Source organism: Lysinibacillus sp. GW823-FHT06C08 (genome assembly GCF_058795135.1).
Map to the genome: position 1 here is coordinate 53,311 of NZ_JBXAHN010000011.1, position 15,895 is coordinate 69,205.

A 15,895-nucleotide genomic window follows, 5' to 3' on the forward strand; every position below is an offset into this window, starting at 1 on the left:
CTTGGCACAATTAATTATTCATATATAAATCAAAAATATGTGAGAAATCTTCTTTTTTGTACTGATCTTTATGATCAATCATCCAAGTATTCGCAAAGCGGGTAATTGCCTCAAATGATGCTGATGGAGAAATATTATCATTGCCAATTCGTCCAAGTGATGAAGAAGCAATATGTAAGCTTTTTTCTGCTACTTCTAACTTATAGGCATTGTTCTTTTGTTCGTAGCTAATCGCATTTAGTGCTTTATATAAATCTTTAATGTCATCAATAAAGCGTTTATGAATGTCGATGGAAAGTGGAGAATTACCGATTGTAAACTTAATTTCGACATCAAGGTCAATTGTTCCTGCTGTTTCGAGAAAAACATCTGTAATAGCGTACATAGAATAGTCATAGCGACGTAGTAATCGTTTTTTACTCATAGCGCTTTCGCCATCTACATGGAGAATGGCACGGTTTGTAAAGCAGTATTCATCTGCCTTCGTTTTAATTAAAAAGTAAATTTTCTCATCAATTTCATGTAGTATAAAATCATCTGCATCTGTTTTATCATAATCCTCTCGTTGAACGACTACTCCAATATCAGATAATCCTAATGCATCCGCAGCTATTTTTTTAAACATTGCCATTCCTCCTCATTCGTTTATACTCTTTTTACGTTTAATAGCTGTAAAGGTTTCATTCCCCTAACTTCATTTTTAATAATTGTGAACGTAAGTATACAAAGTCTTTTCTTAGTAATACTTCATTTACTCTTTTCAGTACATTTCATTTATAATGATGTTCATAACATATAAAGATTCTTTCAAAAAGAAAGTATTCATTAAAAGAAAGGTTGTGTGAATAAATGCAAGAGCCAACCATATTAGTAGTCGATGATGAGGTAGATTTAGCTAATCTTCTAAAGGTAAGTCTGCAAAAAGAAGGCTATAAACAAATTTATACAGCTGGCTCCATTCAGGATGCTTGGACAAGCTTTCAGCAAACAAGTCCCGATATTGTGCTTCTAGATGTCATGCTTCCTGATGGGGAAGGCTATGATTTATGTAGACGAATCCGCGAAGTATCGCATGTACCCGTGCTCTTCATGTCTGCTAAAAATGAAGAAATTGATAAAATTTTAGGACTTGCCATTGGAGGCGATGATTATATTACAAAACCCTTTAGCCCTAAGGAAGTTGCCTACCGTGTAAAGGCACAGTTACGTAGAGCTGGCTATCAAACACACGATACAATTTTGAGCATTTCAGAAAAAACGATACAAGTTGGACCCTTCCAGCTTAACGCTGATGAAACTGAAGTACACAAGGATGGGGTTTTATTGGAGTTAACGGCTAAGGAAATTGGTTTAATGGCATGTTTTATGAACAACCCTAATCGCATTTTAAGTAAAGAGACTCTTTTTGAGCGTGTCTGGGGAGAGGATTTTTTCGGTTCTGATAATACAGTCATGGTGCATATTCGACGTCTGCGTGAAAAAATTGAGCAGGATGCCTCTAAACCTTTTTTTATCACAACTGTAAAAGGCCTTGGGTATAAGTTCGTCATACCAAAAGAGGCGCAAGGATGAAGTGGAAATTGACCGCACGCTTCCTCTTTTCTGTTCTATCCATTGTGATCATCGTTATTTTCGTCAATACAGCCATTCTCATGGGGCTCCTGTCATATAGACTTATTAATGATTCTCATGGAGCTACTGAATCGAAAGAAGAAGACTTCGTACGGAATTTTCAGCAGTACATTGAAATAGGAAATGGAGCAGCTTCTATAAGTACAGAAGGACTCGAACAGTTGCATCAGCGAAATGCTTGGATTCAATTACTTGATATGAATGGTCAAGTCATTGGTTCTCAATTTGCTCCAGAAGAAGCACCTTCCCATTACAAACCCATTGATTTGATACAAGTGTACAAATATAAAGAATTTGATGCTGATACGACAGTTTATGTTGGTGTCAAAGATGAGGTTAGTTATCTTGTTGGCATTAAAGGGAGTAATGTTGCAAGATTAGTCATGCATATTTCTGGCCCTTCTTTGTTGCAGTTTGCTGGTAAATTCGGATTATTCATTGTTATTGCTGATTTAATAGTCGCTGCATTGGTTGGCTGGCTATTTGGTCGTACGCTAACGACGCCTCTCTATGCCTTGATAGAACGCATTCGTCATTTAAAAAACCATGAGCATCAGTCAGTTAAAACACCTGGTGGTGTATATAAAACTGTTTTTGAAAATTTAAATGAAGTATCTAGAGAACTAGCTTTACATGAGCAGGAACGCAAACGTCTTGAAGTGATGCGTGAGGAATGGATTAGCAATGTCTCTCATGATATGAAAACACCGCTTGCCTCTATTCGTGGCTATGCAGAGCTTTTAGACGACGAGACACTCACCTCTCAAGAACAGGCCGAGTATGCTCAGATTATCGAGAAACAGTCATTGCATATGCAAGAGTTGCTCGATGACTTAAATTTAACGATGCGCTTAAGACATCAGCAACTACCGCTCACTCTACAAGACGTCAACATGGTACCGTTTATTCGTGAGATTGTGATTGATACATTAAATACCCCACAGTTTGAACTTGCCAATATAGAGTTTGAAGCAACCTCAGAAAACTATCACCATCTCATTGACGAACATTTTATGCGCAGAGCTATCATGAACTTTTTACACAACGCCCTACTTCACAACACGCCTGATGTATCTGTCCATGTATCTATCGATAAAGACTCCATTACGATAGCGGATAATGGCAAAGGGATCTCTGCGGAGGATTTAGAGCATATTTTTGAGCGCTATTACCGCGGTACAAATACGGATAATACAGTTGGTACCGGCTTAGGCACCGCCATTGCTAGAGATATTATTGAAGCCCATGGAGGTACTGTTACTATTACTTCAGAAGAAGGTAAGGGTACCACCGTTACCATCTATTTAAAAAAGGAGCAGCCCTAGTTTGACTAGTGGATGCTCCTTTTTGCTATTTCATTTGATCTTGCGCTTTATTCGGTAACTCGTGGAATTTCACCTCATCATAGGAAGAGACTTCTGTTTCTTTTTTGACATAAAGCTTTAAATAAGCATCATGGCGTAAATTTTTGTGAGCGGAGAATTTTAATGTTTTTTCTTCCCCATTTTTATTGTAGGCAGGCAGCTCATACCAATACATTTTAAAAATTTCACCATTACTTGCCTTATACTCCTCTACCTCACCATCAGCCGTAATATGGACATAATAAGTGTCTTTATTTAAACGGTTAAAGTCTACAGTCATCAATACAACTAACCCTGCTACGAATAAGATAAGCAATGCACCTATTCCGAAAAATACTTTTTTCATATTAATTCCCCTGTCTTACAATTTTGTAGAACGAACGTACAGTAAATATATAATAGATGAAATAAATAGCAGAATACGCAATCATCCATAATATGACTGGCTTCGTAATATTCATACCAAATAACTGTGAAAATGCTAGTAACGCAAATGCACTATGCACAATACCTACGATCAGTGGTGCACTAAAGATGACAGCCACTTGTCCGGCTACAGTCTTTAAGATTTGCTTACTGTTTACACCAATTTTATTTAAAATCGCATATTTCGCCTGATCTTCCTCGGCTTCCGTTAAGATTTTGAAATAAATGATACTTCCTGTTGCCGCTAGGAAAACTAGTCCAAGGAAGCTACCAACAAACAGTAATGCACCTACTGTGGCTATACTATCCTCATAGCTTTGTGGAACACTAGAGAAAGATTCTTGTTGTTCTGTCGACAATTGCTTGACTATGTCTTTTGACACGGCCTGTTGTTTCAAATCATTGTCTAAACCAATAGCCTGCATCTTTACCTCTTCTGCATTAGTCGCAGCAAACTCTTGATCATTCACGACAAGTACAGTCCCCGCCGGAATAAAGTTAAGAACGCTCTCTGTGTACATTTTTTCCACATGGAAGGAATCACCATTTTTTAGTTTGAAATCTTCCCCAGTAAAGTCATGTGAAAATCGTTCATCATAAGCTGCGTCCAGCAGCACGGCCGATCCATCAGCAATATGCAGGTTTTGATCCTTACCTTGTAATTTTGCTAAACGATTATAATCAGATTCCTTAAGTAATGTATATTCGAAAAATGAAAATTCATTATCGACACGTAAATTCTTCACAGACAGTGATTCATGATAGATAACGTCTTTCTGTGAAAACTCGACGGGATCGCCTTTCCACATAAATGTATTGGGCAGCATCTGACGTACAGATGCTTCTGCATTATAATACATACCAAAGACGCCACCGCCTGCTGTAATTGTCGTTGCACTTAAAATGGCAATAATCGACAATGACTTAGCATTTGCGCGGATACGATACAATAACTGGGAAACTCCGATTAAATTTAACCCTTTCCATGACCAAGATGTCGCTCTTTTTAAAGCTGTTAACACAAAGACACTTACACTATGGAATAAAAGATATGTCCCGACGATAGTTACGCCGATGACCATTAGTGGCGTGCCTAGAACCGTAAAGAATCGCCAAATTTCACTCGTAAACATATCAGAGGAAGCTGTATAATAACCAAATGCGATAAGCGCCGTTCCTAAAACAGCAGCTACTAAAGAGGCACGTGGAATTTGCTCACCCTGTTTTTCTGCATGAAATAAGTCAATCAATTTAAATTGGTAAATAACACGATAGCCCTGTAACGACGTAAATAAAAACAGTATTGTAAAAATGACTGCTGTATTCAACAGTGCCTCTACCGAAAATGTTAGGCTTCCAACAATTTCATACCCCATTAAGCGGACTAATATCATTAATAATCCTTGAGACATAAAGAATCCTAAACCGATGCCCAATACTAGAGAAACTAACCCTATGACTAGATTCTCGAAAAACAGCATGAGACCAATCTTTTGCTTACGCACACCTAATAGTGAATAGAGTGCTACTTCCTTTTTCCGTTTCTTCATAAAAAATGAATTAGAATAGGCCATAAAGATGACAATGAAGAACAATAAAACAACAGATGATGCACTCATCAATCCTTTAATTTGCTGAGAGGATTGTTTTAAGGCTGAAAGATCATCATTATATTTCAGTGTCACAAATGTAAAGTAAATGACGATACTGAATACCATTGAGGCAATATATAAAAAATAGTTGGATAGATTACGTTGAATATTTTTACGCGCTAAACTAAATAACGTCATTTACTCCACCCCCGATGCTTGACAGCACCTGTAGAATCTCTTGGAAAAATTGTTTCCTTGTTAGAGTCCCACGATGAATTTCCTTGGATAACTGCCCGTCCTGAATAAATAGTATGCGCTGACAGAAGCTCGCTGCAAAAGCGTCATGAGTAACCATCATAATGGTTGCCGCCTGTGTTTGATTTAAATCACTTAAACTTTCCAGCAAATCGGTTGCTGATTTTGAATCAAGTGCACCTGTAGGCTCATCCGCAAAGATTAATTTCGGTTCTGTCACTAAAGCTCGTGACGATGCTGTACGCTGCTTTTGCCCGCCCGATATTTGATAAGGATATTTATCCAATAAATCACTAATGCCGAACAATGAGGCAATACGATCAACTCTAGCGCTAATAGCCTTTGTTGGCATTTTTGCAATAGCCAACGGCAAGACTATATTTTCACGTACCGTTAAAGAATCAAGTAAGTTATAGTCTTGGAATATAAATCCTAAGTTATCACGACGAAAATCAGCCAATTCAGCATCTTTCATACGCGCTAAGTTCGTATCACCAATTATGATTTCACCAGTCGTCGGTGTATCAATCGTAGCTAATACATTAAGAAGCGTAGATTTCCCAGCCCCTGAAGGACCCATTACGCCCACAAATTCACCTTTATTTACTTCAAATGATATATTAGATAACGCTGTAAAAGTATTAGCGCCCTTGCCGTAAGTTTTCTCAACGTTTTGTACCTGTAATAATGGCGTCATATACGCTCCTCCTCTTCTTTCTGACTTTAGTATACGCCCCCAAACTTACAGTAAAATTGTCGCAAGCTTACAGCAACCTTAAATCATCTATTCTCAACAAATTAATATGTGTTATCCAAATACATTGCCTTTTTTGCTTAATTGATAAAAAAAAGATTCATACACAGTCTGTGCATGAATCCTTCTAACTATTAGGCTAAAACTTTTTTAATATCATCTTCAAAACTACTTGGTTTATCTGCCGATGCGTAGCGTCCAACAACCTCGCCATCTCGATTCACTAAGAATTTAGTAAAATTCCATTTAATGCTGTTGCCTAAAAAACCTTTAGAATGTGAAGTGAGATAATCAAAAATCGGATGTGCTTCCTTACCATTCACCTTAACGATTTTATGCATTGGGAAGGTTACCCCATATTCCAGTCGGCATTGTGAAGCGGCTTCTTCAGCAGTTGCCAGCTCTTGCTTGAATTGATTGGACGGGAAACCTAGTACAACAAGACCTTCTTCCTGATACTTTTCAAAGAGACCTTCTAATTCCTCGAATTGAGGTGTAAAGCCACATTTTGAGGCAGTATTGACAATTAACATCGGCTTTCCTTTATAACGCTCTAGGCTATAGTCAGTACCATCTTCTAACGTCACGTTAATATCATAAATACTCATTGCTCTCTACCTCCTATTTATAAACGTCCATTCATTCTTGCCACCTGTTGTAAAGGATCCCATACGCCATTAAATGGCGGTGCATAAGCTAAATCTAAATCTAGCAAATCTGGTAATGTCATTTTACTATACAATGCGGTTGCAAACACATCAATACGCTTATCAACACCCGCTGGCCCAACAATTTGTGCACCTAATAGCAACTGATCTCGTTTACGTACAACTACCTTAATGTACATACGTTGTGCACCTGGATAATAGCCTGCAATATGGCGAGCTGATAATTTAAAGGCCTCGTAATCAAAGCCAAGCTCTTTCGCATGGCTTTCATTTATACCAGTGGTAGCAATTGTTAAGTTGAAAAATTTTAAAATAGATGTCCCCACAATGCCTCTGAACGGTGCAAACTTTCCTGACATATTAAGACCCGCAAGACGGCCCTGTTTATTGGCAGTTGTCCCCAAAGGTATATAATCTATGCGCTCCTTCACAATATTAAAATGAGTGGCACAATCTCCTGCCGCATAAACATTCTCCACCGAAGTTTCTAAATGTCGATTGACGATAATAGCCCCATTTTTTGCAAAAGCTATACCAGTACCTTCTAAAAACTTTGTATTGGGTCTAATACCTGAAGCAACGATGACTAAATCTGTTTCCAAGACACCATTATTTGTGATGACCCTTTCCACTCGTTTATTCCCTTCAAAAGCTTCTACATCTGTATTTAATAATAGCTCTACATTGTTCTTTTTTGCTTCTTCATGAACATGTTGGGCAAGCTCTTCATCTAAAATTTTTGCCACATGGCTTCCTCGTTGGACAAGTCTTACCTTTTTCCCACAGGCATGTAATGTTTCTGCCATCTCTAAGCCGATATAGCCGCCACCAATAATAGTTACCTGTTCAATATCAGGCGTTAAATCAGCCATTAAGTCTTCTAATTGAGGAATTGTTTTTACGGTGTGGATACCTTCTAGTTCGACACCTTTTTTAACAGGTACAACTGGATCTGCCCCTGTTGCAATAAGAAGCTTATCATAGGAAATTTCAAATACTTCGCCATTTGCCTGTATCCCCGAAACAACCTGCTTCTCTACATCTACCTTTTCTACCTCATAGCCAACTCGTGCATCGATGCCATATTTACCTCGAAAAGTTTCAACATCTCTTGCAATCAATCGTTTGGTTGATGAAATACGACCATCTACAACATATGGCAATCCACATTGTCCATATGAATAAATAAAGCCACGTTCTAAAGTAGTTATTTCCGCTCCTGGTACATTACGATAGATTTCCATAGCTGCAGACATCCCTGCAGCATCTCCCCCAATGATGACGTATTTCATTCCACTTGCCCCCTTATTTTTTCCTTGTTGCCATTAAATCTGCGTAATGGTCGATATACAAACGACGCTTTCCTCCGCTAACAATGACACGTATAACATGAATAGCTATTATCATTGTAAGTGCAAAACCTCCTAATGAGGCTAGTAAAGAAATGACAATTTGCAGAACATAAAATGGTGAATCCATATCTAATTGAATATCACCAACTGTTGAAATGGCCTCTAATAGACATACGGTCGCAACAATCGCTACACAGCGTCTCCATGATTGCCTTACTATACTTTTGCCTTTCTTATTGACCATGGTAAAGCGCATAATTTTCATACCTACTGTTGCGCCATTCATTATACTTGGTATGAAGCCAAAGATAGTCATGTATAGTGCAATGACAACTAAGAACTCAAAAGTGCCACTATAACCCGTTAGAGCGCCGATAATGAACAAAATTACTTGTACGATAAATAAATCAATAACCAATGCTAGTAAAATGGATATTGGTTTTACAATATCCTTTTTTTCCATTTCCGCAGCTTTAGCCTCGACCTCTTCATGAGAAGGAAATAGTGCCCACACGATAGGAGCTAAAAAGAAGCCTAATAATGCACCTACACTGTTTAGCAATAAATCATCCACATCAAATATGCGGTAGGCACAATTAAAAATGCCATAAATACCTGTTCTTTGTGTGATCTCATAAAACAATGTTAGCAAAAAGCTTATTATAAATGCACGTTTCCAGTACCTTCTTTCTTGAAGAAAATAACGCAAGTACACACCGAATGGCATTAATAATAGGAAATTAAAAAATGCTTGATAAAATGCTTGCTGTTTTGTGATAGCAAGCCATGTCGATGGATTGCTTAAGACAACGCCACTGTCCTTTAAAATATCCTCGACAAATTGAAATAGTCGTAAATTTGTATGGACTGTATCTGGCGATTGAAGTGAGCAAGTATCCCTTGTAGAAGGGAATGGCAGTAATACTAAACAGAGTGCAGATAAAAAGTAAAAAATAAAGGAGAACATAATAATGGTTTTCGACATAGACAAGTAACTATATTTTCGATACGTATAAATTAGCCATGGAATAAAAAGAACAAATGATAAAATAATGGTTATGAAAAATGCAATAAGAATGGATTGCGTGTAAGTTGACATATATAAGCACCTCTCTATTTAAACTGCCCGAATTAATGAAACCTAAAACTCAGTTTAATCCACACACTCTACGCGAATATGTCATTAAGCTTACATAATCCTTAAGTACATCCATTCACCCCAGATTTTTGAGCAATGCGATGCTGATCAAGCCGACATAAATCCCTTGCTCATAAAGCGCTCCTGTAGGTAGCAGACTTCTACATCATCAAAATAAAAAAACAGGTAAAGAATATACTCTCTACCTGTTTCGTTTTATGACTTTGTTATTTCCTCTTTACAAAATACTAAAATTCCCTCTAGTTCATCATCCTCTAAAGCAAAATCTAAGTATTCACCCTCTGCCTTTTCCATGATGAAGTAATTTAAAATATATGGCTCATCTGCCTTTTCACCAATAAGAACACGAATTTCAATACCTGCTTCGTGAAATAGCTCATCTTCTTCATCAATTTCAATATCTAAAATAAATTCGTAACGCTTCCCTTCTATAATATTGGTTGGGTCTAAAATTTCTTCCATTGAGAATTGTGTAATTTCCATAATGCTAGCTCCTTTATCTTTAGCTGTTCCTTTCTATATTAAATCAATTTCAGCATGGGTCAACAAGAAAAGCCATATACACTTGTAAGTAATTATGCCAAAATAAAGTAGAATCTACCCTAGCGTAAACTGTACCTACATAAAAAGGAGGCTTTTACTTGAAAGATTTATTATATTATCAGGACGTTATGTTACGTGAGTTTGATGCTCATATTCTTAGTAAAGAAACCGACGAATTTGGTCGTCATTATGTTGTGTTATCTAATACTGCATTTTATCCAACTGGCGGAGGACAACCCCATGATACTGGCACATTGAATGGGATTGAAGTGATAGATGTAGAGAAAGTCGGAGAAGAAATTCGCCATTATATGCAGGGTAATGTATCAGAATTGGAAGGCTTCGTGCACGGTACGTTAAATTGGCCTAGGCGATTCGACCATATGCAGCAACATGCTGGTCAGCATATTTTAACAGCGGCATTTGTAGAACTTTTTGATGCTCAGACGGTTAGTTTTCATCTAGGAAGTGAGCATGTCACAATTGATATTGCTGTCGATACTTTGACAGAACAACAGCTCACAGCAGCCGAAATACGAGCTAATGAAATCATTTTAGAAAACCGTCCGATAGAAACTACGTGGATTACAGAAAAAGAACTGTCCGATTTTAATCTTCGGAAAGAAGTTGCTGTAACTGGAGATATTCGACTTGTCATCATTCCAGACTATGATAACAACGGCTGTGGTGGCACTCATCCAACATCTACTGGGCAGGTCAATGCCATAAAAATTCTAGGTACTGAAAAAATGAAGGGCAATGTGCGCGTCTCATTCGTTTGTGGTCAACGTGTTTTAAACGAACTTGCTATGCGTAAAAAAGTATTAGGTGATGTGGCACGCCAGCTAAGCGTTCCTGAGGTAGAAGCGGCTACAGCCCTCGCTAAAATACTAAGCGCTCAGAAACATACCGAAAAAGCACTTGTTGCAGCCAAAGAGGAGCTCCTAACATACGAAGCAAAAGCGCTCGTTTCAAATAGCTCAGGTCTTGTTGCTGCTGCTTTTCAACAACGAACTATGCAAGAACTACAAAAATTAGCTCGCACGATTGTTTCTGAACAAGAAGATATGGTCACTTTGCTTGTTTCTGAAAGTGAAGGCAAGCTACAGTTCGTTGCAGCTAGAGGGAAACATGTATCTAAAAGCATGAAGGCTATTGCCGAAAAGGCATTACCGCTCATTAATGGTAAGGGTGGCGGAAGTGATCAAATGGTGCAAGGTGGCGGCGAATGTATTATTTCTAAAGAAGAACTTCTAGAAGCTATGCAAAACGTTTAATAAGGCTAACAAAAGAGGAGCTGTCCAATTATGACAGCTCCTCTTTCTTTAATATTTAAATTTTTGAATGGCCCCATATAATCGTTTGGCCATTGCTGATAGTTTTTCAGTTTGATCATTCATCGTTGTAACTGTATTTAACTGTTCTGTTGTAGCATCTGTTACCTCATGCACATAATCACTTGCAGCATGTGCTGTGGCAGCCATTTCTTCCATAGACGCTGAAACTTCCTCTATATTGGCAGACATTTGTTCAGCAGAGGCATTCATTTCTTCAACTTGGCCAGCTATTTCTCCAACAGCTTGAACTATTTCCTCAAAGCGTTCACCCACTGCCTCAATGGATGCTAATCCTCGTTCCACATTATCTTCACCTAATTCTGCTGCCTTCACCACCTCTAATGTGTACGATTGAACACGCTCAATTAACACATTAATTTTAGTAGCAGACTCGGCTGTTTGCTCTGATAACTTGCGAACCTCTTCTGCCACAACGGCAAAGCCTTTACCAGCATCTCCGGCTCGTGCAGCTTCAATAGATGCATTGAGTGCTAATAAATTTGTTTGATCAGAAATAGCTGCAATCATATTAGAAATTAAGTTAATTTCCTCTGACTCTTTTTCTAATTTATGAATAATCATCAGCTCAGCCTTTGTCCCTTCCTGAATCTCATTCATGCGACAGATTGATTGCTGGACAGCATCATTACTTTCACTAATTTTCTGGGAAATAAAATCTGTATTTGAGGCAATAGTTGAAGCTACTTCAGCTACATTTTGTATACCTAGTGCCATTTGCTCCATAGCAGAAGCACTTTCCTCTGCCATCACAGTTTGGCTTTGTGCTCCTCTATCTATTTCATTGATAGCGCCTGCTATTTGTTTAGAATGTTTTGTTACAGCCATTACATCTCCCATTAAATCACATGAAGCTTCATTCACAGTTGTCGCTTCATGGCTCACTTTTGCTATCATTTCTCGCATATTTACAGTCATGCGATCCAATGCACGCGACATTGTCCCCATCTCATCAATACGTTTCAAATACTTCTCAGGAATCTCTTGTGTAAAGTCTCCCTCTGATAAGCCTTCGCTAATACGGAGAACATGACGAAGTGGTCTACTAACAGATCGTGAAATAGCAAATGAGATAAATAGCCCTAGTAACGAAACAATAATAGTTGTGACTATAAAATTAGTCTTGAGCTTAGAAAGCCCTGAAAACATCTCATTTTCTAAAGCAATAACGCCCATTTTCCAACCATTATCAAGTGTATGGTAGCCCATTAAGTTTGTACCTGCATCCTCTGTTTCAAATGAAAAATAACCGCTTTTATGTGCAATCATCTCTTTTGCAGCCAATGCTCTCCCTGTCATTACACCTGTTTCTTCTGCTTCCTTGATGGGGTTATTTTGCTCTTTCACATAGGAATGATTATTATGGCCAATGATGGTTCCTTTAGCGTCTAACATAAATGCATACCCACTGTTTCCAACTTTAATATCCTCTACAATATTGGACAAATAATAGCCATCCATACGAGCTAGTAGTAATGCTTTCTCACCTGATACTGTGTCGATTGGAGAGACAATTAAAATAACAGGTTCTCCGGTTACGCGGCTAATCGTAATTTCGGACATAACGGATTTACCCGTAAAGCCCTCCTTTACATAATCACGATCACCTAAATCCGCAGTAGTATCATCCAAATAATGAGCGATTCCGTCAGCTTTAATAATGCCAAACCCAAGATAATTTTTATTATCCGCAAGACGTTTCGATAAATATTGTTTTTGCTTGTCAAAATCCATACTACGTACTGCCTCTTGCTCTGCTATTGCCTCAACCTCTACTAACGTTAATTGAAAGTGTTCTTCTATGTATTGTGAAACATCCTCAGCTCTAGATACCAAGTTTGATTCCACTTGCTCATTCATTGCCTTCGTACTATTTATCCAAGTAGACAGTCCCAGTGTCCCACATGTCACAAATACAAGAGCTATAATGGCAACGACTAATTTACCGCCAATTCCTTTTATCCACATTCCTTTTACTCACTTCTTCCATTTTTAGCTATAAAATTCAGTTATTTATGCATTACTTTCAGAGTAAAGTCAGCAAAAGGAGAAGTCAATAAAACTTTTCCAATAAGATTAATTAATGTATAATAATACCATTTACCCTATCGCTATAGTGCTAACAATTTTCTACATTTTTTTAACTTATTGGTATCTTTTGCTATAGGTAGACAAAATTCATTGGCTTTAATGGATGAAATTAAAACTTTTCCCAACAAAAATTGATTATAATTCACATTTTTTGCTGATTATTAGAAATAGGATAGATTCAAAACATTTTGAGGGGAGGATTACGATGAGTTCAGATAAGAACAATGTTTCACGTCGTGACTTTTTAAAGACAACTGGTATTGCTGCTGGTACATTAGTCGGCGGTGGATTAATTGGAGGACTAGTAGGCTACAACATCAATGGTAAAGGTACTTCTACTCTGGAGCATGATGGACACGGTACTACAAATGAGGCTCTTGGTTCGCCAAAAGCAAAAATGTTTTTTAGAAATGAAAGAGATTTCAGTATTTTATCAAAGGCTACAGAACGCATTTTTCCTGAAGATGATTTAGGGCCAGGTGCTATAGGATTGGATGTCCCTTATTTTATCGATCATCAATTAGCAGGAAATTACGGGAGTAATTCTAAGGAATATATGCAAGGCCCTTTTGATGTAGGTTCCCCTACTCAAGGCTATCAAAGCCGCCTAACGCGAGCTGAAATTTTCAGACAGGGCATTCAAAAAATGGACGATGAGGCGCAAAAACGTTTTAAGAAGAGCTTTAACGATTTGGATGGTAAACAGATCGATGAAATTTTAACAGCCTTTCAAAAGGGTGAAGTTGAAATGGTTGGTGTACAATCAGCATTCTTCTTTACACTGTTACGAGCCGCTACATTAGAGGGTGCTTATTCTGACCCAATGTATGGAGGGAATCGTAATATGGATGGCTGGCGCATGAAGAACTTCCCTGGCCACCAAATGGCTTATATATCACAAATTGAAGATAAGAAATTCCAAAAAATTGAGCCTAAATCTTTGGGCAACCACTAAGGGGGTTAAAACATGGCCAAAACATTACCAAGTGTAGACGTTGTAACAGTTGGTGTAGGGTGGACAGGTGGTATCGTTGCTGCTGAATGTGCAAAAGCCGGTTTAAAGGTAGTTGGTTTAGAGCGAGGGCAAAAGCGTGGTACTGAAGATTATTTAAACGTTCATGATGAATACCGTTATGCCATTCGTTATGATTTAATGCAAAATCTATCCAAAGAAACGGTTACTTTTCGCAATGATCGTAATATGAAGGCATTACCGATGCGCCAGTTAGGTTCCTTCTTACTCGGAGAGGGGCTAGGAGGATCAGGAACACATTGGAACGGAATGACGTATCGTTTTTTACCCTATGATTTCCAAATAAAAACGCTAACCGATAAACGTTATGGTCCAAACAAACTTGGGCCAGATTATCTCATTCAGGATTGGGGATTAACATACGATCAACTTGAGCCTTATATGGACAAGTTTGAAAAAACAGCTGGTATTTCTGGAGATGATAAAAATACATTTAGCGGAAAACGTTCAAACCCTTATCCAACCGGACCTATGAAGAAAACGCCGATGCTTATGCAATTTGAAAAGGCGGCACAGGACTTAAAGCTAACACCTTATATGGTGCCATCAGCAAACGTCTCTGAGGTTTATAAAAACCCAGATGGTGAAACAATTAATGCTTGCCAATATTGTGGCTTCTGCGAACGTTTTGGTTGCGAATATGGCGCAAAATCCTCTGCAGAAATTACAGTTGTCCCCACTGCATTAAAAACAGGTAATTTTGATTTACGCTACAATTCCAATGTTGTTGAAATTTTAAAACAAGGCAATAAGGTTACGGGTGTAAGATATATCGATACCGTATCAGGAGAAGAATTTATTCAGCCTGCCAACGCTGTCGTTTTAACGAGTTACGTCTTTAACAATGCCAAGCTATTAATGGTCTCTGACATAGGTGAAAGATATGATCCTACTACTGGTAAAGGGACACTTGGACGAAATTATTGCTATCAAATCTTACCTGGGGCTGCTGGTTTCTTTGATGAACAATATAACACATTTATGGGGGCAGGCTCTTTAGGCATGTGTGTAGACGACTATAATGGCGACAATTTTGACCATAGTGAATTAGATTTTATTCATGGTGGAAACATCGCTCTTACACAAACAGGGACCCGACCAATTGGGTCAAATCCAACCCCTCCTGATACACCTACATGGGGACCAGAATTTAAAAAGCAATCTATTCATTACTATACACGTTCATTCGGGATTGGTGCGCAAGGTGCATCCATGCCACATAAGCAGAATTATTTAACATTAGATCCAACCTACAAGGATGCATATGGGCTTCCATTAATGCAACTAACGTACAACTTTACGGATCAGGATCGTGCGCTTCATAAATTTATCTCAGCGCGTGCAGCAGACCTTATGAAGCAAATGGGCGCAAAAACAATCGTCCCAAATGCTGAAATTACCGATTATAATATCGTGCCCTACCAAACAACCCATAACACAGGTGGGACTGTTATGAGTTTAACGCCAGAGCAAGGTGTCGTGAATAACTACTTGCAGCACTGGGATGTTGATAATCTCTTTGCTGTAAGCGCTGGAAACTTTGCACATAATAGCGGCTACAATCCAACTGGAACGTTGGGAGCACTAGCCTATCGTTGTGCAGAAGGTGTCATAAAGTATAGTCAATCAGGTGGCTCTTTAGTATAAAAAAATCATTCTAAAGGAGGCAAG

General features: G+C 38.3%; 14 protein-coding genes. 5 read left to right on the plus strand and 9 right to left on the minus strand.

From position 1 onward, the window contains the following. Positions 1–10: 10 nt before the first annotated feature. Positions 11–625 carry a PH domain-containing protein gene (locus AC1Q6O_RS20195; protein WP_427535002.1) on the minus strand — a complete coding sequence of 205 codons (615 nt, stop codon included), beginning with the start codon at positions 623–625 and terminating at the stop codon, positions 11–13. A 224-nt stretch (positions 626–849) separates the two neighbouring features. Here AC1Q6O_RS20195 and AC1Q6O_RS20200 point away from each other — a divergent pair, with 224 nt between their 5' ends. Next, positions 850–1,572: a response regulator transcription factor gene (locus tag AC1Q6O_RS20200; RefSeq protein ID WP_089986905.1), complete on the plus strand. Its 723-nt coding sequence runs from the start codon at positions 850–852 to the stop codon at positions 1,570–1,572. Beyond that, positions 1,569–2,957, plus strand: coding sequence for a sensor histidine kinase (locus AC1Q6O_RS20205; RefSeq protein WP_090003020.1), 1,389 nt, complete (start codon positions 1,569–1,571; stop codon positions 2,955–2,957). The genes AC1Q6O_RS20200 and AC1Q6O_RS20205 overlap by 4 nt, the downstream gene beginning before the upstream one ends. 25 nt (positions 2,958–2,982) lie before the next feature. Here AC1Q6O_RS20205 and AC1Q6O_RS20210 read toward each other — a convergent pair whose 3' ends face one another. The 7 genes from AC1Q6O_RS20210 to AC1Q6O_RS20240 form a co-directional block, all read right to left on the minus strand. Further along, a complete protein-coding gene (locus tag AC1Q6O_RS20210; protein WP_089986903.1) occupies positions 2,983–3,342 on the minus strand; it encodes a YxeA family protein in 360 nt (119 codons plus the stop codon). Position 3,343: 1 nt separating this feature from the next. Beyond that, the gene (locus AC1Q6O_RS20215) at positions 3,344–5,212 is read right to left on the minus strand and encodes an FtsX-like permease family protein (protein ID WP_342531548.1); all 1,869 of its coding nucleotides are present in this window, start codon (positions 5,210–5,212) and stop codon (positions 3,344–3,346) included. Beyond that, positions 5,199–5,966, minus strand: coding sequence for an ABC transporter ATP-binding protein (locus AC1Q6O_RS20220; protein ID WP_036122233.1), 768 nt, complete (start codon positions 5,964–5,966; stop codon positions 5,199–5,201). The genes AC1Q6O_RS20215 and AC1Q6O_RS20220 overlap by 14 nt, the downstream gene beginning before the upstream one ends. Positions 5,967–6,157: 191 nt before the next feature. Further along, a complete protein-coding gene (locus tag AC1Q6O_RS20225) occupies positions 6,158–6,631 on the minus strand; it encodes a glutathione peroxidase (protein ID WP_069479737.1) in 474 nt (157 codons plus the stop codon). A 17-nt stretch (positions 6,632–6,648) separates the two neighbouring features. Next, on the minus strand, positions 6,649–7,983 hold the full coding sequence (locus tag AC1Q6O_RS20230) for an FAD-dependent oxidoreductase (protein ID WP_089986900.1): 1,335 nt from the start codon (positions 7,981–7,983) through the stop codon (positions 6,649–6,651). Between the two features lie 13 nt (positions 7,984–7,996). After that, complete coding sequence (locus AC1Q6O_RS20235) at positions 7,997–9,142, minus strand: VanZ family protein (RefSeq protein WP_089986899.1); 1,146 nt, start codon at positions 9,140–9,142, stop codon at positions 7,997–7,999. Positions 9,143–9,397: 255 nt separating this feature from the next. Beyond that, positions 9,398–9,685 (minus strand): DUF6509 family protein, encoded by a 288-nt coding sequence (locus AC1Q6O_RS20240; protein WP_089986898.1) that lies wholly within the window; start codon positions 9,683–9,685, stop codon positions 9,398–9,400. Positions 9,686–9,843: 158 nt separating this feature from the next. On the opposite strand from AC1Q6O_RS20240, the gene AC1Q6O_RS20245 reads away from it, so the two are divergent. Beyond that, positions 9,844–11,022, plus strand: coding sequence for an alanyl-tRNA editing protein (locus AC1Q6O_RS20245; protein WP_089986897.1), 1,179 nt, complete (start codon positions 9,844–9,846; stop codon positions 11,020–11,022). Between the two features lie 48 nt (positions 11,023–11,070). Here AC1Q6O_RS20245 and AC1Q6O_RS20250 read toward each other — a convergent pair whose 3' ends face one another. Next, entirely contained in the window at positions 11,071–13,068 is a 1,998-nt protein-coding gene (locus AC1Q6O_RS20250; RefSeq protein WP_492402064.1) for a methyl-accepting chemotaxis protein, read from the minus strand. Positions 13,069–13,396: 328 nt separating this feature from the next. Between AC1Q6O_RS20250 and AC1Q6O_RS20255 the strand changes: the two genes are divergently transcribed. Together AC1Q6O_RS20255 and AC1Q6O_RS20260 are read left to right on the plus strand one after the other, a co-directional pair. After that, the gene (locus tag AC1Q6O_RS20255) at positions 13,397–14,146 is read left to right on the plus strand and encodes a gluconate 2-dehydrogenase subunit 3 family protein (protein ID WP_036148186.1); all 750 of its coding nucleotides are present in this window, start codon (positions 13,397–13,399) and stop codon (positions 14,144–14,146) included. Positions 14,147–14,158: 12 nt separating this feature from the next. Then, positions 14,159–15,871, plus strand: coding sequence for a GMC family oxidoreductase (locus tag AC1Q6O_RS20260; protein ID WP_036220295.1), 1,713 nt, complete (start codon positions 14,159–14,161; stop codon positions 15,869–15,871). The last annotated feature ends 24 nt before the right edge of the window (positions 15,872–15,895 follow it).